Origin of the sequence: Pelagicoccus sp. SDUM812003 (assembly GCF_031127815.1) — a bacterium.
Classification (GTDB): domain Bacteria; phylum Verrucomicrobiota; class Verrucomicrobiia; order Opitutales; family Opitutaceae; genus Pelagicoccus.
In genome coordinates this window covers 23,445-43,578 of sequence record NZ_JARXHY010000002.1, presented here as the reverse complement: position 1 = coordinate 43,578, position 20,134 = coordinate 23,445, and the positions used below count along the sequence as shown (strand labels likewise).

The window sequence follows — 20,134 nt, the reverse complement described above, 5'->3', positions numbered from 1 at the left end:
TCAAGTGAACGACTTGGCCCTGCCGGCGATTTCGGCGACGAACCGGTTCGCGTTTTCGCGAGCCAACTGGTCGTAGCTCAAGACTTCTTCGAGCGAGCCGGGTTCGACAGTTTCGATCGACTGGAGGGTTTTCTCAATGATCGTCGCGATTTCGATAAACCTTACCTTTCCCTGCACGAAGGCCTGCACGGCGATTTCGTTGGCCGCGTTGAAGACGCCGGTGGCCACGCCGCCAGCCTGCATGGCTTGCCGAGCGAGGCCGAGGCAGGGATAGCGCTTCAGATCGGGCGGCGAGAAGTCGAGCTGCATCGCCTTGGTGAAGTCCAGCGGCTCCATAACGCCGGGACCGCGATCCGGATAGAGTAGGCAATGCTGGATGGCGAAGGTCATGTCCGGCGGGCAAAGCTGGGCCAGGACCGAGCCGTCGATGAACTGGGCCATGGAGTGGATGATGCTCTGAGGGTGCACTACCGCGTCGATCTGGCTGGCCTTCATGTCGAACAGCCAGCGGGCTTCGATCATCTCCAAGCCTTTGTTCGCCATGGTGGCGGCATCGATGGTGACCTTCGGGCCCATGTCCCAATTGGGATGCTGGAGAGCCTGCTTCACGGTCACGAAGGGCAGCTCCTCCACTGGCAGATCTCGGAAACTGCCTCCGGACGCGGTGAGGATGAGCTTTTCCACGTGGCGGTTTGGAGAGCCGTCGAGGCACTGGAAGAGGGCGTTGTGTTCGCTGTCCACGGGCAGGATGCGGCTTCCGGACCGACGGGCCGCGTCCATGATGAACTTGCCGGCCAGGACCAGAATTTCCTTCGACGCGATGGCTAGGGTCTTGCCGGCTTCCAAAGCGCTCAAGGCCGGCAGCAGTCCGTGCGTGCCCACCACCGCCACTAGGACGGCGTCGGCTTCTGCAATGCTGGCGAGCTCCCTCAGTCCATCCAGCCCGCGATGCAAGCTGGCCTGGCGAGGGAAGACGCCGGATCGCTTGGCCTCTCCGAAGGCGGTTTCGTCGAACAATCCGATATGCGGCACGGAGAACTCCCGGGCGATGGAGGCGAGTTTCTCGGCGTTGCGGTTGGCCGCGATGCCGACCAGGTTCAGCCGATCGCGGTGTTTTCGGATGACCTTCAGGGTGCTGTCGCCGATGGATCCGGTGGCTCCGAGGAGAACTACGTTCATGAGAGAGTGATCTTGGAGGACTGGTGGGGGTTACTTGAGCAGACCGAGCAGCAGGAAGGCGGTGGGAGAGGTGAGGATGAGGGAGTCGCTCAGATCGAAGGCTCCGCCGATGCCGGGGATGAAGTTTCCCGAGTCCTTCTGCTTGGCCGAGCGTTTCATCATGCTCTCCACCAAGTCGGAGATGATGGACAAGATGGCGATCGGCAGGGCGAACACCGCGGCCCAGAGCGGGGTGAAGAAGCTGGGGAAGGCCCCGCCGGCGATCGAAACGAAGGCGTAGCCGAGCCCCACGGAAACGAGACAGCCCCCGATGGCCCCTTCCCAGGTCTTCCCCGGACTGGTGTTGGGGGACATCTTGTGCCGCCCGAAGGCCTTGCCGAAGAGCAGGGCTCCCACGTCGCAAAACTTCGCGGTGACGATCAGCCAGAGGATCAGCATCAGGCCCTCGTCCATGCGATCCTGGCCCGGCAGGGTGAGCAGTCGGGCCATGAAGGTCAGCATGAACGGCACGTAGATCAAGCCGACCAGAGTGGCGCCCAAGGTCTCGATGCGCTCCGCCACCTCGCGATGAACCAGGATGCGCAGGCAGCAGGCCACGATGGTCACCGCGATGATGCCCGCCTGCAATCCCTCGACGGGGTGCGAGACCAGCTTGTTCGCGTAGAAGGGGCCGAGGATCATGATGGTGCCGTGCACCGTGCCGAAGGTCTTGAAGGGGCGGCGCCCCATTTTTTCCATCAAGCCGTAGAGCTCGTACTGAGTGCCGGCGCTGACCAAGGCGATGAGCCAGACGGCGGTTTCCGGACCGAAGAAGTAAAGCAGGCCGATGACGATGGCCCAAAGGAGAAGCGTGCTGAAAATGCGTTTTGCCACGAGCTAGGCGGGGGTCTGAAGACTGAAGACTGAGAGCGAGCGGACCATTGGGGATCAGGTGCTGGCAGCGGGATGAGACAACTGCTCGCCGGTTTTGCCAAATCGTCGCTCACGGCAGCGATAGGTGGCGATGGCCTTTTCCAGCTGTTCCCTGTCGAAATCCGGCCAGAGCACGTCAGTGAAGTAGAATTCCGAATAGGCACTCTGCATGAGAAGAAAATTGCTTATGCGGGTCTCGCCGGAAGTGCGGATGATCAGATCTGGGTCGGGCAGGCCCGCGGTGTAAAGATGCTGGCTGACGTCGCCCCATTCAAGAGAATCCGGATCGACCTCTCCCGCCGCGGCTGCTTTGGCGAGGGACCTGACCGCGTCGAGCACCTCGTTTCGGGAGCTGTAGTTGAGGGCCAGCACCAGGTGCCATTCGTCGAACTCCGCGGTGGCGTCGATGGCCTTTTGCAGGGCTTTGCGGGCACGTTCGGGCAACTCCTCGATGCGGCCGATGGCGTGCAGGCGCACGCGTTGCTTGATGAGGGTCTTGGTTTCGCGGCTGAGAAAGAACTCCAACAGCTCCATCAGGGCCCGGACTTCCACGTCGGGCCGATTCCAGTTTTCGGCGGAAAAGGCGTAGAGGGTGAGGTACTTGATCCCCAAATCCTGACAGGCGTCGATGATCTTGCGGGTCGTCTTGGCTCCCTCCTTGTGTCCCGCGGGACGGGAGTAGCCGCGCTGCTTGGCCCAGCGACCATTGCCATCCATGATGATTCCGATGTGCTGCGGGTCGTTTGCTTTTGAGGAAATGTCGCTCATTGAGTAGATCCAGGGAAAGACAAGCCGGGAGGATCGAAAGGAAGTTTCGCTTTGGCAAGGCGTTATTGGACGCGGTGAATGCGCGTTCGAGCGACGCGGCGCGCTTGCATCCGAAACGGCTCGGCGTACGTAGTTGTTGGTGTTCAAGGGCCCGACGCGTTCGGGCGTTTTCAGCGACGGTTCATCATGCGCTCCTCCACGCTCATCCTATCGGTCTCTCTCATCGCCGCGATCGGCTACGCCACTTTTCTACAGTTGGAAAACAGCAGGCTGCGGTCCCGTTTCGAATCCTCTTCGGAAAGCCTCGGCAATGGCATTCAGTCAGCCGGTTCAGCCCGCCAGCAGGCTGCCCGGGCGGACGAAGACGCGACGGGCTCTCCCGCGTCATCGGTTCTCGCTCAGGAAAGCGAGCGGCTCGGGCAAAACGAGCAAAGTCGCGAAAGCGAATGGCGGGAGCGCCGCCGCGAGCGTATGGAGCGCATGCGGTCCGCCTTCGACGATCCTCAAATGAGGGCCGACATGATCGAGCAGCGTATGGCTCGTGTGGACGAGCGCTTCGCGGAGTTTTTCAAGGGCTTGGACCTGAGCCCGGAAGACCTGGAGACGCTGCGGGTTCTCATGGCGGAGCGCGGGGTGGTGAACTGGGAAATGCGCATGCGGTCCTTCGCGCCGGGTGGCGATGCGGATCCCGAGGCTCTGGAGGCCGAGCGCAAGCGGCGCCGCGAGCTGCTGGACGAAGAGATCGTGGCCCTGCTGGGCGAGGAGCGGGCGGAGGATCTGAAGGATTATTCCGAGAGTCTTCCCTACCGCGAGGAAGTGGAGCGATTGGAGACAAGCCTCAGCTACACCGATGCGCCGCTCACCAAGAAGCAGAGCAAGTTCCTGGTGCAGGAGCTGCAGCGGCTCGACCAGATGTATGCCTACACCAACGATCTCAGCGAGCGACGCGGTCGCGACATGGCGTCGCTGAGTCGCAGCGAGGTTGATCTTTATTTCGCGGAGCGGACCGCTAAGGAAACCGCCATTCTCGATTCGGTGGCCGGGGTGCTGACCGAAGAGCAGCTCGCGGCCTTCGCGGATCGCCAGATGTCCGAGCGCGAGCGCGATCAGCGCCGCATGGAATTCATGTTGGAAAACGCCCAGACAAGGGACCGCCTAAGCCCGTAGGCGAAACCCGTTAGAGCGATCGACGCGGAGCGTTCGGCGGATTTCACGGCCCCCCGACGGTCGTGGAGCAAGGGACGGAGCGGCTTTCCGGCGGGATGATTTGGTTTGCCCAGAACGCCCGTCGCCCTCTTTTCTACGTAAACATGGTTAAGGGACATCTGTATCTTCTCGTTCTGTTGGCGCTTATGTTCGGAGTTTCGCTCCAGGCGCAGGTGGCTTACGACGACGAAGCGTTCGAATCCAGCGTGGCGGTGGCGATGCAAGATTGGGAGGAGCAATTCGCTGCGGCGATCCAAAACCTGAACGCTGGGGCGATCAAGGAGGCCACTAGGATCATCAAGAGGCTAGCGGTCGAGGGGCACCCGCAATCTCAGCACGCGCTGGGTGTATTCTTTCAGCAGGGCATGGGGTTGAGACGAAACGTGAAGCGCGCGGTCCAATGGTTGGAGTCCGCCTCGGAGCAACGGTATCCCGTCGCCATGCTGGCCTACGCCCAGCTTTGCGTCAGCGGAGAGGGAATGCGACGCGACAGGTCGAAAGCGCGCCAGCTGCTCGCGCATTTGACGGAGCGCGACTGGCGTTTCCCAATCCCCTTGCAGGACTACTCGGTAGAGCGGTCGGTACGGTCTGAGGCGTGTTATCTCCTGGGCTGGCTTCTGGTCGAGGGAGAGGGAGGCGCTCCCGACATCGAAAAGGGCGTGCGGTTGCTGGAGACAGCGGCCAACACCGGTTCGATGCAGGCTAGCGTGTATCTGGCGATCGAATACGCGAGAGGACGCTTTGTCGAAAGGGACATGGAGGCTTCGCGTCGATTCTTCGAGCTAGTGGAACTCCAATCCATGGATACGATGCGAAGAGAGTTTGAATCGCTCATGATCGAGCTATTGGACCCGGTCGTGAAGGAGGATTTGCGCAAGGACGCCGAGGAGGCGGGCAAGCTGTTTTCGAAATACATTCTCGATTTGCAGACTCAGTTTGCTCTGGAACTGCTCGAGGAGGGGGAGGAAAGCTATGACCCGAGCTTGGCGGTCTCTCTCTTTCGCATGGCCGCGGAGGAGGGCAATTCGAATGCGCAAGCCCATTTGGGGCGACTGCTGGCTCTGGGGCTCGGGTGCGAGAAGGATGAAACGGAAGCCGCTCGTTGGCTGCAGTCCGCCGCGGCAGAGGGAAATTGGTTGGCCCAGCTGGATTTCGGCATTCTCTGCTATATGCATCCATTTTTGGAGCTCGATCGGTCGCTGGCTGATCGCTACTTGAAACGAGTCGCGGATGGAGGCGTGTTCTCCGCCCAACTGCTTTTGGATGGGGATTGGGAGCCGAAGATGATGACCTTCGATCAGGATTTGGCGCTGCTAAGCGCCTGGCCGGATCAATCCGATGCGCGGGCGGTATACGCCCAGACCAAGCGATCCGCTTCGGGATGGGGCGTTAAGAAAATCGAGAATCCGAAGAAGCTCTACAAGCAATACCTCAAAGCGGCGCAAGCAGGGTATCACAGAGCTGAATACGAGTGCGGCCAGCATCACTACGAGGGCCGCGATGGCGAGCAGGACATAGAGCGCGCTCTCCCGTGGCTGCAGAAGGCGGCCCGAAAGGACAACGCCAACGCGATCTTCCGTCTGGGGTGGATCTATGACCTCGGTGAAGGGGTGGAAAAGAGTCCCGAGCGGGCGGTGGAGTACTACGAACGCAGCGTGGCCTTGGGGAGTACGGCGGCCGCCAACAACCTGGCAAACTTCCTGGTCGAAGGGGATGGGGTAGAAAAGGACGTCGGCCGGGCGTTCGAGCTGTATCACCTTTCGGCTGACGATGGCGACCCGGTGGCTAACTACAACATAGGCATACGCTTGATGGCTGGCACTTCGGTGGAGACGAATGTGGAAGAGGGGATGAGACGCTTGACCCTGTCGGGAGAAAAAGGATACAAACGGGCTCTCACCTGGTTGATCGAACATTACGATCTGAAGAAGCTGACGGGAGATCCTGTCGAGCTCGCGTATTGGATGGAGAAGTCGGCGGAGTTTGGAGACCGTTCGTCGATGAAGGAGATCGCTATCTTCTATCGATACGGCGTTGGGGTGCCTCAGAGCAACTTGAAGGCCTATCACTGGATCATGACCTATCTGAATCAGGGATTCGTCAATCAAACGAATATGAGACAGGAGATCATGGATGCGGAGCTCGTTTCGGCGGTCGTTGACTTCCTGCCATGGGACTACGAGGCGGTGCTGCTATCCGCGGAGCTCGCGGCCGAAGACGGTTGGGTGGGCTACGATCCGGAAATCGCTTTCGAATTGGCTAAGCTCTTTGAAAAGACGCATCTGTTTCTGGGGCGTTTTCTCTTGGCGGAGCTCTACCTCAACGACGATCTGAAAAAGGCTAACCCGAAAAAGGCGGTCAAGCTCTACCGGGACATCGTGAAGGACTGCGACAAGCAGGGCGGTCCGGTCAAACACAAGGCCAAGGCGGCTTTCAGACTTAGCCGTCTCTACGCTACCGGGGACAAGGTACCGCAGAGCGACCGACAGCGCGCCCAATGGATGAAGGTCGCTGCGGAAGCTGGCGCAAACTCGGCTCAGTACTACTACTCCCTCTACCTGCTCAACGGCACAGGGGTGGATCGCGACGTGGGCGCCGCTGTGGAACATCTGGTACCCCTATTTAGAGCCAGTCTCGTCAAGCCCACCGTGCTGCTGGGCGAGATTCTATTGACGCGGGAGCCGGGGAAAATGGCGAACTATGAACCGCTCAAGAAGGAGGTGCTGGAACAGCTGGTTCGATTTGCGGAGGCGGGAATCGAGGACGCTCAGCACCTGCTGCGGGGGGTGGGCCATCCCTTCGCTCCGCCGGATAGAGAAGCGCCCGAGAGCAAACCTGCCAGCGAGGATTCCGAGGAACTTTCGCCATGGGCGCCGACGGTGGCGAGCTGAGACTCAAGCGGAGCAAAGAGGCCAAGCGAGAGCTCTGGGCTCGTCCGCTCCGCCGCGCCGGACGAAGCTCTCTCTAGTCAGCGAGGATGCGGGTACCGTCGAAGACGACGCGACCTGCGACGATAGTGGTCTTGACCTTGCCCGTGAGCTCCTGCCCGATCCAGGGCGAGTTGCTCGATTTGCTGAAGAACTTCTTGTCCTGCGGCACCCAGGTTTCGTCGAGATCGAAAAGAGTGACGTCCGCGTCGGCCCCCTCGCTCAATGTGCCCTTCTTCAGTTTCAGGATTTCCGCTGGTCGATGGGTGAGCAGGGACAAGGCTCCGATGAGGGAGAGGCGCTCGCTGCGGTACAGCTGGGCGAGCGTGAGGCTGAGGGCGGTTTCCAGACCGATGACGCCGAAGGGAGCGTAGTCGAATTCGACGTCCTTCTCGTAGTCGGTGTGGGGAGCGTGTCCGGTGGCGATGCAATCGATGGTTCCGTCCTCCAGAGCTTGCAGCAGGGCGATTCGATCTTCCTCGCTGCGCAGGGGCGGGTTCATTTTGAAATTGGTGTTGAAGCTTTCCACTTCCGCGTCGGTGAGCGAGATGTGGTGTGGCGTGACCTCAGCGGTGACGTTGATGCCGCGAGCTTTGGCGCGTCGGATGATCTCCACTGCGGTCTTGGAGCTGACATGCTGCAGGTGGATGTGAGCTCCGGTGTGGGTGGAGAGGATGACGTCGCGGGAGACGATCATATCCTCTGCAGCCTTGGGCAGACCGCGCAGTCCCAGCTTTGCGGATACAAGTCCTTCGTTCATCACCCCGTCGCCCGAGAGGCTGTAGTCCTGGCAATGGTCGATCACTGGGATGTCGAACATGTGCGCGTACTGTACCGCTCGACGCATCAGGCCGGCGTTTTGCACGCACTTGCCTCCGTCGGTGATGGCGACGATGCCGGAGCTCGCCAGCGAGCCCGTGGGCGCCAGGGCTTCGCCTTCTCGCCCTACGGTTATGGTTCCGGTGGGGAACACGTTTACCACCGCTTCGCGATGCACCACGTCCTTGATCAGCTGCACGGTCCCAGCCGAGTCCACAGCAGGGCTGGTGTTCGGCATGCAGACCACGCTGGTGAAGCCTCCCGCAGCCGCGGCTGAGGTGCCGCTGCGGATGGTTTCCTTGTGGCTCTGTCCCGGGACGCGAAAGTGCACGTGCAGGTCGACCAAGCCAGGGCAAACAACCAGACCGCTGGCGTCGATGACCTCCGCCGTATCCAAAATGTCCTGAGCGGGACGAGCGGAGATTTTACCGTCGACGATGAACAGATCGCCTGTTTCGTCGCGGTTGTTTTTCGGGTCAATGATGCGGCCGTTTTTTATCCAGGTGGCGGGCATGGGAGAGTGAGGCGGTAGATGGTGACGGGTTTTAGGAAGTTTGGTGTAGTTTCTATTTGGTGACAACTGCTTCGGCCGACCCTCCGTTGCAGAGGTAGAGGCCCGCCATGCGGACGGCGAGGCCGTTGGTGACCTGTTCCAAGATCACGGATTGCTCGGAGTCCGCCAGCTCGGAGTCGATCTCCACCCCGCGATTGATGGGGCCAGGATGCATGATGATGGCATCCTTCTTCAGCCAAGCGAGGCGCTCCTTGTTCAGGCCGAACATGCTGGTGTATTCGTTCAAGGACGGGAACGCGGAGGCGTTTTGCCGTTCGTGCTGTATTCGAAGGAGCATGACAGCGTCTTTGTCGGCTAAGGCGGATTTCAGATTGTGGGAGACGTGCACGCCGAATTGCTCGAACTCGTGAGGGACCAACGTCGATGGGCCGACCAGTGTGACTTCCGCTCCCAGCTTCTTCATAGCCCAGATGTTGGAGCGGGCTACGCGGCTGTAGAGAATGTCCCCCAGGATGGCGATCTTGCGCCCCTCCAGCGAGCCGAACTTTTCCCGCAGGGTGAAGCAGTCGAGAAGGGCTTGCGTGGGATGCTCGTGGGCTCCGTCGCCCGCGTTGAGCACCGGGATGTCCAGGATCTTGGCGATGTAGCCAGCGGAGCCAGGTGCGGAATGGCGGATGATGATGATATCCGCGGCGAGGGCTCGAATGTTTTCCACCGTGTCGCGCAGGGTCTCGCCCTTGGTGGCGCTGCTGGTTTTCATGTCCAGCGAGGTGACGTCGGCGCTGAGCCGTTTTGCCGCCATTTCGAAGGCGACTCGGGTGCGGGTGCTGGGCTCGAAGAAGAGGTTGACCACGTGCTTGCCGCGCAGGGCAGGCGTCTTGGCGGTTTTGCGTCCGAGCACCTTTTTGAAGGCGTCGGCGGTTTCGAAGAGGGTGTTGATCTCGTCGACCGAGAGCTCCTCGATGGTGATGAGGTCTTTGCGATTCCAGGGCATGTGAGAGACGAAGGAGTGTGGGCTTGCGGGAGTCGTTGGCGGACTAGGCGTCGAGGATTTCTATCTTGGAGTTTTCGAACGCGTCGAGGTCGAGGTTCACTTCGACCTTTTCTGCGGGAGTCGTAGGCACGACCAGGCCGGTGTAGTTGGCGGCGAAGGGCAGTCGACGGTTTCCCCGATCGACCAAAACCGCCAGCTCCACCTGGTAGGGACGACCGATCGTGAGGACCTCCGCTATGGCGGCTCGCACCGTGCGCCCGGAAAAGAAAACGTCGTCCACCAGGATAATGGTGGAGTCTTCCGGGTCGGTGGCCATGTGGGTGGCTTGCACTTCTTTGGTGATGGGGTGGTGCCCGATGTCGTCGCGGTGAAACGATATGTCGATGACCGCCTTTGGCACGGAGGTGCCGAAGCGCCGCGACAAGGCGTTTTCCAGCAGCGAGCAGAGTGGAATGCCCCCGTTGGCGATGCCTGCCAGCACAAGATTGTCCGGCTTGGGATGGGCGTCCGCGATCGCTTTCGCCATGCGGTCGATAGCCTCCTTTATTTCCTGGGATTCAATGGTCTTCTTGACGAGCACGCCCTTCAGATAGAGCGCATTGCCTTTTCGGGTAAAGCGGAAACTCAGGGAATCTCCCGGGCCGCGAGCGATGTCGCTCAAGGGGCGCGGCGGTTGATCAGTTCAGCCAGCCGTGTGGCCCGTTTTGCGGATCGCTGGATGCTGTCGCTGAGGCGCTCCAGATCGCCGAAGAGGGTGAGTTTGGTTTTGGCTCGGCTGAACGCAGTGTAGAGGAGCTCCCGGGTATGGAGCTGGCTTTCTCCGGGACCGAAAAGGCAGGTGACGTGCTCGAACTCCGACCCCTGGCTCTTGTGGATGGTCAGAGCGAATGCCGCCTCGTGCCGAGGAAGCTCGCTGAGTCGAAAACGGCGCGTCGACCCGTCGCTGCCAGCGAAATACGCGTAAGCCGCGCCTTCCTCGCCTTCCAGCCACACGATGCCAAGGTCGCCGTTGAAGAGTTCCAGTTCGTAGTTGTTTTCCAATACGATGATGGGGAACGCGTTGATGGGTTCGAACGGGGATAGCTGGTCGCGCTCGCGGATCGCTCGCTCGACGGTTTGATTGAAGCGCATGGAACCGAAGGAGCCTTGGCGGGTTGGGGTCAAGGTGATGGCGTCGGTCAACCGCGCGAGGGCCGCTTCCGCGCTCGGCTCGTTGAGGAGGGCCTGGTGGCGCTGCAGAGCCGACTGGGTGGCAGCTTGTGGCAGACGCGCTCCATCGGCTGACATCGGATGGAACTCCAGGTCTTCGGGCGGCTGAGTCAACAGGGCTTCGAAGCCCTCCGAATCGCCGCTCTGGGCAAACGTGCACAAGCGATAGATAGCGCTGTCCTCGCTGAATCGATACGTCCTGGTCAGACGCTCGATGCTGTTTCTCAAAGGCGAATGTATGTCTTCCCCTGCCTTCAGGATGTCGGCGAGAACCGAGCCGACATTGACGCTGGCGAGCTGATCCTTGTCGCCAAGCAGCAGAATCCGGCAGGACTTGGGCGTGGCCTGCAGTAGCTTGAGCATCAAGGGCAGGTCGATCATGCTGCTTTCATCGATCACGATGGCATCTTGATGGATCGGGTTGCGAGCGTCGCGTCGAAAGCTGGCCCGGTGCGGCAAGGGCCCCAGCAGCCGGTGGATTGTCAGGCAAGGTATTCCTCGTAGCAGCTGCTTCCTTTCGTCTTCGAGTTGAAGTCGGTCGACACCGTTGGCCAAGGATTCCGCCAGACGAGCGGCGGCTTTGCCCGTTGGGGCGACGGTCGCGAAAAAAGGAGGGATGGGCTTGTCCCAGCTATCCATCAGCCGGTTGAGGTAGCGGAGAGCTAGGGTGGTTTTTCCGGTGCCAGGTCCGCCAGTGATAACGTAGAACGGACGCGTAAGAGCTCGTTCGACTGGGTCGGGGCGCGGCTTTCCTCGCTCGGAAGGATCGGCGACGCCCATGAGAGCGTCGAAACTCAGCTGTCCGCTGGCTTGCGAGGTCTGAACGGATTCGGGAAACGTCGCTCGGGTTCGCTCGATGATGATCGATGCTAGCTCTTTTTCGTAAGCGTAGTACTTGTTCAAATACAAGGAATCTGGAGCGACGAATACCAAAGGCAGGCCGCGTTCGCCGGAGTCGGAGTCGACGACTTGACTGCGTTTGAATAGCTCCGCCCATTCCTCATTGGTCGGCCACTTGAGCGAAGGGACAATGTCCAGGGATTCCGGCCTGGTTTTCAGGTCCAGATAGGCGTTTCCCTCGCGCAGAGCAAGGTTGGCTAGGGCGGAGGCGATCAGGATCATGGGCTCCGTCTCCGACCAAACGCTTTTCAGGTGGAAGGCGAGCATGCGATCCGAGGCGGCGAAGGGGGCGTCGTTTAAAAAGCTTAAACTGGCAGGGAGCTCGGTGATCATTTGGCTAGCGTTTGAGGATCGGGCATGGTCAGCGCCGTGTCGAGAGCGTCGAGCAGCGAGTGAGGCGGTCGATCGAAGTAGATGCCTGTCTGCTTGCCAAGCGACATGCCGCGAACGAACAGGTAGTACACTCCTCCAAAGCGATCGGTGAAACTGTCCTCTGGAAACTTCCAACTGAGATAGCGCTTCAGCGCCACGCAGTAGAGCAGGTATTGCAGGAAGTAGTCGTGCTCCGCCATCGCCTCCCGCATGGCGGTTTCATCGTAGCTTTGGGGATGATCGCCAAGGTAGTTGCTTTTCCAGTCGAGAATGTAGAGGCGTCCTTCGCGTTCGAAAACCAGGTCGATGAATCCTCGAAGCATAGAGGCGATCAATGGCATGTCGATGGTCGAAAGGCGCTTCGCCCACGTTTCCGGTATGAGACCTCGATCTTCGCCGGAAAGCGCCTGGCCGATCGATTTAAGAATGTCACCGGATACTGGATACGAAAACTCAAGCTCCGCTAAACGCTGGCTGGGAGCGATATCCGCGAGGCGAAAGGCCCCGAAGGGAGACGGAAGCTCGGTCTGGGTGACGATGCCGATCTGGGTGGCCACGATCGCGTCGTAGGACCGGGGCTGGAAATTCAATTCATCGAAAACCGATTCAGTGACCCTGGCGAGGGTTTCGGGTTGAGAGAAGTCGTATCGCTCTAAAATCAGGTGAAGCAGATCCCCTGCTCGAACCCCTTTGGGCAAGGTGAAGATGCTCGGGCCGCGATTCGTTTCCTCGACAGGGACTACGGGATCATCGAGATCGTCTTCCGTTTCTTCGTTCGGTTCGTCGTTCTTGCTTTCGGATGCTTGCGAAAGCCCGTAGCTGGACTCCAACTCTCGGTGGGCGAACTTGCTGATGGCTGAAAAGCTCAGCACGCGATGAGGGGAGGGTATCTGCTTAATCGATACGGGAAGTCTCTCCTTGAACGAGGCGAAACTTCCATCGAAACTCCTATCGCAAACGGTGGTTTCCGTTTCGAAAAGGGGCGATTGGCCGTAGCTCAGAGCCCCTTCTGAGCGCTGGGCGAGCGTTTGAAGGAACGCCGCTAGGTTCTCACTGGTCGCATCTTCATCACCGAGAAGGAACTGGGCGAAACTGGAACTGAGAACCCGAGCATGGGCAGAGATCTCCTCCGGGCAGAGGTAGAGAATATTCTCATGCTCCGCTCGCGTCAAAGCGACGTAGATCAGTCGGATGTCCTCGGCCAGGCTCTCCCTGCGAGCGGCGGCAAGCCGGTTTTCGTCGCTCTGTATGTCCATATCCAGGACGAGCGAACCATCTTCGTTGTGATAGCTCTCCAGTCGCGGATCTCGTCGCAGACGTCGCAGTCCGATGAAGGGCAGGATGACGAGCGGAAACTGCAGGCCTTTGCTCTTGTGGATGGTGATGATTTGCGGCTTGCCTTGATCGGATACCAAGCGGACTTGCGAGTCGTCGCGGTCGCTTGACTCCGATTGGCTCTCCCTTTCCAGCCAGTTTAGCAGAGCTAGCGGGCTAAGGCGGTCGGCGCTATGAGTCTCCGAAAGGTGTTCGGCGAGGTGGTGCAAGTTCGCGAGTCGCCGCTCCCATTGCCCATGATTTGATGTAGCGATGAAGGAAGGCAGGAGCGAGAGCAGTCTGCGAAAGGAGACGTCGAAGTTCGCGTTTTCCCAGTTGTTTGACCATTCGGAAATGTATTCAAAGAATGGAGCGAGGCTAGCCTGAACCGATTCGTCGACCAGCTTGTCGACCACGACGGAGAGGCTGATCGTGGCGACAAGCCCTTTTTTCAAGCTGATTCTCGAGGGCGAAGATAGGGACGCGAGAAGCTGCTTCATGATCTCCGCTTCCTCGCTCTTGAACACGCCACGCTCCGAGCGAATCGAGCAAGAAATGCCGCGTCTGTTCAGGGCAATAGCTAGCGTATCCGCTTCCTTGTGACTGTTCACGAGAAACGCGACCTGGTTCGCTCGGAGATCGGGATCCGCGTTGAGGCGAACGGAGAAGTCTTCGGCGGCGCGCTCGGCGAGGGCTTTGGCGTACTCCTGCCGGCCTGGCGCTTTGTTGGGATCCCCTTCGAGCATCAGATGCTCGATGTGAAAGGGGGAGGTGGACCGAAACGGGCAGCTGGTGTCGGTTTTCCCCGCTTGCACCGGTGTGTAGACGATTCGTTCATCGACGAAACCGGCGCGGGCCTGGGTGAAGAGATGGTTGACCGCATCGATCAACTTCGGATCCGAGCGGTAGTTTTTCGCTAGGGTGAGCTTTTTGCCGGAATCGCTTTGGGCTCCGCTGAAATAGGCGTAGATGTCGGCCCCACGGAAGCGGTAGATCGATTGTTTCGGGTCGCCGATGTAAAAGAGGTAGTGCTTGCCGTCGCCGAACAGCGTTTTTGCGATCTCGAGCTGCACGATGTCGGTATCCTGAAACTCGTCGATCAGAACAGCGTCGTATCGGGACCCGATCAGATCTGCGACAGTCCCATGTTCATCGCTTTTCAGGGCGCGGTGCAGCGAGTGGAGCAAATCATTGAAGGTGATGATGTTCGCTCGCTGCTTGGCTTCTTCGAGCTGCTGTCGTAGCCAGCTACCGTAGTGAAATGCCAATGACGAAAACGCATTCTGTAGTTGATCGTTGATTACGTCGATCAGAGCGAAAGCGGAAGGTGGCTCCAATCCTTGTCCGGACTTGTTCAGCGCCTTGGACCAGGTGTCGCTGCCCAAGTCCTTCAGGGCAGCCAAATCGCTGGGCAGCAGGTAGCCGCGCTTCGCGATCAGGGATAGCGAGCTGTCCGAGGCGACGAGCTGCTTCGCGACGCGCGAGTTCTTTTTCAGCGAAGGCCCGAGGGCGTCGGCTCGAGCGAGCAGCTCTTGCACGGCTCCGGGCAAGGCTTCGACCCGTCTGTCCAGGCCAGCGATATCGACAGGTGGCGGGGTTGGATGAAGCTTCGAACTCGGATGGCTGGAGCTCCATCTCCCGATTTCCTCCAGCTTTTCGGAAAAGTCGCGCTGACTCGGAAGGGCTAGGCTGAGAGCGAGCGAAGATTCGAGAACGCGTTCGCGAATGTATTCGGACCGCAATCGATCGATGAGCGGCTTTTCGACGGGAACCAGTTCCGCATCCAGCGGGGATTTCGTTTCCAGCGAAATGAGGTCGAGAGCGCGTTTGCAAAAACTGTGAATGGTCGAGATCGGCGCCTCGTCGAAGACGTCCAGACTGAAACGCAATGCTCGGATGGCTTGTTCGCGATCGAAGTCGCCGCAAGCTGCGAGTTCGAGAAGGATTTCCTCTTCCAGCTTTCCTGTCTCCAATTCTCGGAGACAGGTTTGATAAAGCTCGTGGAACCGGCTGGCGAGCTCTTCGGTAGCCGCTTCGGTGAAGGTGACAGCGAGAATTCGATCGAGAGTGACGCCTTTTTGCACCGTGAGCTGCAAAGCGATTCGGCAAAGCGTATAGGTTTTTCCGGTACCAGCGCTCGCCTCGATCAATGTCGTTCCTGGGGAGAGTTCAATCATCGTTGGCTACCGTGGTTCACAGTTTGAAAGTCTCCATCGCTTGGAAAACCGGTTTCCAGATCCGTATGGCGGTTTCCGCGGCCTTGCGATCTGGCAGAAATTCCTCGCCAAAGCAGGCTTTGTCGAAGTCGCTCCAGTCCGCCCCCCAGTCGCTCTTGCTGCCTTGCTGGACCTTTTCCAGTCGGCTGGAGAAATCGGCCAGAAAGGCGTCCTCAAAGGCCTCGCTTTTCGCGTCACTATCTTTGGATACACGTTTGAAACTCTGATAGCTTTCTTCTGGAAAGAGCGGTAGGGGCGCTGAATGCGCCTTCAAGTAAAGAGCGATCAGTTGTTCGAGAACGTCTTTCGCATGATCGACTGGGAGGAAGCGGATATTGCCAGTGGTGGAGAGGCTCTTGAGAGAAACGGCAAGGGTGCGACCGCAAAAGTCCTTTTCGGTGGCACGGGCGAAAAGGTGGCGTATCCAGGTTTCAATGACTCTACCCGCTTTCATTTCGCCGCTGAAAATGAGGAGCTGTTCGCCGCTTTTAGCATCGAGCTGGACTCTTCCGCTCAAGGCAGAGCGTTCAAGGAGTAGCAGGCGCAGGCTCGGGGGAGCTGGGCATGGATCGAGCGCTGCAGCGGCCCGCTGGGCCAGTTCGAGCTCCTCTGTAAAGACTGGCTTTTGAAGAAGGCCCGGAGGAAGGCGCTTGCGACTCGCGAAGCGGGCCAGCGATGAGTCGTCGATCGATTCGCCGGCGGATAGGCGCTCCGCGAAGAAATCTCTGATCAGATAGGCGTCGAGCGCGGTTTCGCGCAGTTTATCGTGTTCTGGTAGCGGATCCTCGATGCGATTGAGCCGGGCTTGACTGACCTTGGAAACGAAATAGCGAGCGGGGTCTTTGAAGAAGGAAATTAGCTCCTCGAGCTCGATTGGCTCGTCCAGCTCGCGGGGGGCTGAATTTGTCGGCGCAGGGGCGGTTTCAGCTTGCGGCGAGTGGAGTTCGGCAGCCAGCTTGGCGCGATCGGCGTCGTAGGTGTAGAGGCGGTCCGAAGTGAAGTAGTCCCGATCGTAGGACTGCCGTTTTTGCGTGAAATGGATGGATTTGAAGTCCTGATCGCTCATGGCCTCCTTGAGGTAGGCCTGTAGTTCCTCCAAAACTACGGAGGGTTCGCGAACCGTGTCGCTGCTGGAGGACAGGCCGAGGTAGCTCAGATAAAGCTGGGATCGGGCGGAGAGAATGGTTTCGAGAAAGAACTGGCGATATTCCTCTCTGGAATTGCGATCGCCCTTGCGCGGCGCCTGGGCGAGCAGATCGAAGCTCAGCCGCGTATTTCTTTTCGGAAAGTCGAGGCGGTTGAGCCCGATCACGCAGACGGTGTCGCTCGGGATGGAACGCATCGGCTTCAAGGAGCAGAAGGTCACTCCACCGCTAAGGTAGCCGCCGCTGGAAGGAGCGTTTTCGATTTTTTCCAGAACCGCTTGGTAGGCCTCGGCTCCGGTTGCGAAAACGGAATCCAGGTCGGGCAGGGCCTCGCGGATCAAGGCGACCGCCTCGCGATACTGCTGCTCCCAGCTCTCGAGCGGAGTTCTCAGGTTTTCCAGGTGGGAGAGGAGTCGCTGCTGCCAGCCTGAAATGCCCCGGGTTTGCCAGTAGCCCTCCCTGAATGTTCGCAGCAGACACAGGCATTCGGTGAAGCGGCCCGCGGTGTCGCGAAGGTCCGCCTCGAGTTCGTTGTAGGAGAGATAGGCGTTCGGCAGCGCTTGTTCGTTTCCGAAAAAGAGCCCGCTGACGAGGCGCTGCTCCAGCTCCTTCCAAGTGCCCAGATCGGTGCCGAAAGCGTGGTGGCTCTGCCGGTCCTGGGCGTCCCATCCCCAAGTAATGCCAAGCTCGCGTATCCAAAATTCGATGCTCTCGATATCGATGTCGGAGAACGAGAAGGCCTCGCGAAGCAATGGCGTTTCCAATAGGGAGAGGATGGAGCGAGAGCTTGCCTCCTCGGAGCTGGATCTGAGGATATCGGCTAGACCGGACAGCAAGCTCGAATGGATGCGATTCGGGGCGTCGGCGATACTGTAGGGAATATCCAATGACGTGCCGCGTTTGCTTTTGAAAACGGCGTCGATGTGGGAGCGATACTGGTTGATGTCCGGCGCCATCACCATGATATCGCCAGGGTGAAGGTCCGGAGAGCTGTCGAGACGATGCACGAGGTAGTCCCATAGCGTTTCTACTTCGCGCCGCTTGGTCGTGCAGCGATGGATCTGCAGGGTGCCGTCGTAGGCTGGATAGGGTTGGTCTCCAGAGGGCGCCGAGCGACGAGTGATCGTGAAGAGATCCGACTGGAGGGCGGTCAGTTGGCTGACGGACTCCGGTTCGCTGAATTGGCTGTCGTCCTGTATGGGGTCTCGGTCGATGAGAAGGTCGAGGAACATCTGCCCTTGTTTTCCGAGAGCCGGTAGCAGCGGGTTGCCGGTTTCGAAAAGCCAGTCCGCAGGGTCGATGCCCCAGGAATCGTCACTCTGGCTCGCGGCGCGCTGCACGATGCGCTGCATGTCCTTGCTGGTTTTCAGGTCAGCCCAGTAGAGGTCGGACGGCTGCAGGAGAAAGATGTGGACCGGGATGCGCTGAGAAACCTTGTCCAAGAAATCTAGATACAGTGGAGCGAGAGAGGATATGCCGAACAGGAAGAGACGCTCCGGCCAAATCTGGGGAGCGATGGGATTGGCTCCGCGACTGAGGCGACTCCAGATGCGGGCGATATGCGGAGGCGTTTCCGCCTGCGGGTAGATGCGCTTGAGCAGGCGCCGCCACAGTTCCGCCTGCCAGTGGCGATGCTGGGGCTCGTCCTCCCATTTGACCAGCTCGTCGGGACGGTAGACCAGGTACTCGTCGTAGAGTTTGGCGAGGCGGCCCGCTAGGCCGAGGCGCCGGATGGGGGAGGGGCTTTGGCAGTAGGCCCGCAAAGTGGCGAAGCGCGGCTGGTCCTCCAGATTCGAAAGCAGATCGCAAAGGTGCCAGCGAGCGAGCGCTTCGGGAAACGCTCCGAGGGCGTCGAAGCCAGGAGCGAATCCCTCGAGCAGGCGCCGGAAAAGCTTTCCGGGCAAGGGGAAGTCCCAGCTGAAGGAGACACCGGTCCGCTTGGCGATCTCGAATTGCAGCCACCGGGCGATACCGGGATTGAGGGTCATGACGGTTTCGCGCGAGAGAAGGGAGGGAAGCGGGGATTCCGAGGCGACTTCGACGATCCTCCGAGCGAGGTTTTCCGCTCGGTTGGAGGTGTGCAGATAGAGTCGCTTTTCCGTCATACGCGTTGGGGATGAGAATCTTAGGAAACGGGTTTGGCAACGGAGAAAGCGGCTCGCGCTGCGGATTCGCTCGGGGAAACCGCGCTGGCCCTAGGCGATTTTCGGAGCCCTGCGTAGGTGGGCGGGGCGCGCTGAAGGCTTGACCTCGCGAGGTGCGAGGCGCTTAGTGGAGCTCATCTATGCGTTCCGCGTCCTTCAGCTATTTTTGGTTTTATTACTTCTGGAAAGGCCCAGGAGCGTAAGAGCGTGTAGTTAAAACCAACACATCGATTTCGACGCGAAAAGCCCTGGGTATTCACTGTGAATCCCAGGGCTTTTCGCGTTTCCATCTCCCTCTAACGTATCAAGACAAACCATCCCTACCATGAAATGTGACATTGCACCCAACGCCGCGGAGGAACGATCGTCCGCCGTCGAAGCGAAACGCCTCGCCACTCCGCCGCCGGTCGAGCTCGTATCGCCATCCAGACTGAGACGAGACATACCGCTGAGCGAAGCAGCGCGGGCTCAAGTCGAGCGGACCCGATCCCAAATCGCGAATATTCTGAGCGGCCGAGACCGAGATCGACTGCTCGTGGTGAGCGGTCCCTGCTCGATCGATGACGTGGACGCAGCGGTTGTTTATGCGGAGAAGCTCGGGAAGCTGGCGGAGGAGGTGAGCGATCGCGTGCTGCTGGTGATGCGGTGCTATTTCGAGAAGCCGCGCAGCGTGCTGGGATGGAAGGGCTTGATCTACGACCCGCTGATGGGAGCAGAGAGGGGCCCAGCGATGGACGGCCTTTCGATGGCGCGTCGGCTGTTGACGCACCTCGCGGACAGTGGAGTCGGATGCGCCACGGAGTTTCTTAACCCCATGCTGGCGCCCTATCTTGAAGATGCGATCAGCTACGGCTCGATCGGCTCGCGCACGGTGGAATCCCAGTTGCATCGAGAAATGGCCAGTAGCATGACCATGCCGATCGGCATGAAAAACGGCATGGACGGAGACCCGAAATCGGCTTTGAACGCGGTATTGTCGGCTGCTCAGCCGCACAGCTATTTCGGCGTGAGCGATCGAGGGATGCCCTGCTGGTTGCAGTCTTCCGGAAATCCCGCCACACACGTCATTTTGCGCGGCGGTAGCTCCGGGCCCAACTTCCACCAATCCTGTGTCAACCAAACGGTTGAAGCCGCGCGTCGCCCCGACCTGCAGCGTCCGGTAGTGGTCGACTGCTCGCATGGAAACTCCGCCAAGGACCACCGTCGACAGGAGGGTGTCGCCCAAGCCGTCGCTCAGCAGTTTGCGGCGGGACAGGGAGGCATCGCAGGTCTCATGCTGGAAAGCAATCTGGTCGAGGGTCAACAGGGCCTAAGGGATGGCGTGGCGAGAGTGTTCGGGAAATCCATTACGGACTCATGTATCGGTTGGAATGATACGGAACGGATCGTTCGTTTGCTGGCTTCGAACCTAGGAGAGGGAGGGAGAAGGCGCTGAAGGGGAGACTGGGGAATATGCCTCAAGGGATCGAGTCATAGTAATGACAATGCCTACTGTGGAAGATCCTCACGCGTGAT

12 protein-coding genes are annotated in these 20,134 nt (G+C 59.6%); 3 read left to right on the top strand and 9 right to left on the bottom strand.

Annotated elements, in window-relative coordinates:
* The 3 genes from dxr to QEH54_RS02455 are packed head-to-tail and all read right to left on the bottom strand — an operon-like array spanning position 1 to position 2,859.
* Positions 1 to 1,179 carry a 1-deoxy-D-xylulose-5-phosphate reductoisomerase gene (gene dxr / locus QEH54_RS02465; RefSeq protein ID WP_309017033.1) on the bottom strand — a complete coding sequence of 393 codons (1,179 nt, stop codon included), beginning with the start codon at positions 1,177 to 1,179 and terminating at the stop codon, positions 1 to 3.
* 30 nt (positions 1,180 to 1,209) lie between these two features.
* Positions 1,210 to 2,052 (bottom strand): phosphatidate cytidylyltransferase, encoded by an 843-nt coding sequence (locus tag QEH54_RS02460; protein WP_309017032.1) that lies wholly within the window; start codon positions 2,050 to 2,052, stop codon positions 1,210 to 1,212.
* A gap of 54 nt (positions 2,053 to 2,106) precedes the next feature.
* Positions 2,107 to 2,859: an isoprenyl transferase gene (locus tag QEH54_RS02455; protein ID WP_309017031.1), complete on the bottom strand. Its 753-nt coding sequence runs from the start codon at positions 2,857 to 2,859 to the stop codon at positions 2,107 to 2,109.
* 186 nt (positions 2,860 to 3,045) lie between these two features.
* On the opposite strand from QEH54_RS02455, the gene QEH54_RS02450 reads away from it, so the two are divergent.
* Positions 3,046 to 4,026, top strand: a complete 981-nt coding sequence (locus tag QEH54_RS02450) for a hypothetical protein (RefSeq protein ID WP_309017030.1) — start codon at positions 3,046 to 3,048, stop codon at positions 4,024 to 4,026.
* Between the two features lie 143 nt (positions 4,027 to 4,169).
* On the top strand, positions 4,170 to 6,956 hold the full coding sequence (locus QEH54_RS02445) for a hypothetical protein (RefSeq protein ID WP_309017029.1): 2,787 nt from the start codon (positions 4,170 to 4,172) through the stop codon (positions 6,954 to 6,956).
* Positions 6,957 to 7,029: 73 nt separating this feature from the next.
* Here QEH54_RS02445 and QEH54_RS02440 read toward each other — a convergent pair whose 3' ends face one another.
* From QEH54_RS02440 to recC, 6 genes are read right to left on the bottom strand one after another with little or no spacing between them, the layout of a single operon-like run.
* A complete protein-coding gene (locus tag QEH54_RS02440; RefSeq protein WP_309017028.1) occupies positions 7,030 to 8,325 on the bottom strand; it encodes a dihydroorotase in 1,296 nt (431 codons plus the stop codon).
* 52 nt (positions 8,326 to 8,377) lie between these two features.
* Positions 8,378 to 9,319 carry an aspartate carbamoyltransferase catalytic subunit gene (locus tag QEH54_RS02435; protein ID WP_309017027.1) on the bottom strand — a complete coding sequence of 314 codons (942 nt, stop codon included), beginning with the start codon at positions 9,317 to 9,319 and terminating at the stop codon, positions 8,378 to 8,380.
* Positions 9,320 to 9,362: 43 nt separating this feature from the next.
* Complete coding sequence (pyrR, locus tag QEH54_RS02430) at positions 9,363 to 9,980, bottom strand: bifunctional pyr operon transcriptional regulator/uracil phosphoribosyltransferase PyrR (protein WP_309017026.1); 618 nt, start codon at positions 9,978 to 9,980, stop codon at positions 9,363 to 9,365.
* Positions 9,977 to 11,761 carry an exodeoxyribonuclease V subunit alpha gene (gene recD, locus QEH54_RS02425; RefSeq protein WP_309017025.1) on the bottom strand — a complete coding sequence of 595 codons (1,785 nt, stop codon included), beginning with the start codon at positions 11,759 to 11,761 and terminating at the stop codon, positions 9,977 to 9,979. Before recD ends, pyrR begins: the two co-directional genes overlap by 4 nt.
* Entirely contained in the window at positions 11,758 to 15,291 is a 3,534-nt protein-coding gene (locus tag QEH54_RS02420) for a UvrD-helicase domain-containing protein (RefSeq protein WP_309017024.1), read from the bottom strand. The genes recD and QEH54_RS02420 overlap by 4 nt, the downstream gene beginning before the upstream one ends.
* Before the next feature lie 16 nt (positions 15,292 to 15,307).
* The gene (gene recC, locus QEH54_RS02415; RefSeq protein ID WP_309017023.1) at positions 15,308 to 18,580 is read right to left on the bottom strand and encodes an exodeoxyribonuclease V subunit gamma; all 3,273 of its coding nucleotides are present in this window, start codon (positions 18,578 to 18,580) and stop codon (positions 15,308 to 15,310) included.
* A gap of 364 nt (positions 18,581 to 18,944) precedes the next feature.
* Here recC and QEH54_RS02410 point away from each other — a divergent pair, with 364 nt between their 5' ends.
* Entirely contained in the window at positions 18,945 to 20,054 is a 1,110-nt protein-coding gene (locus QEH54_RS02410; RefSeq protein WP_309017022.1) for a 3-deoxy-7-phosphoheptulonate synthase, read from the top strand.
* Positions 20,055 to 20,134: the final 80 nt, after the last annotated feature.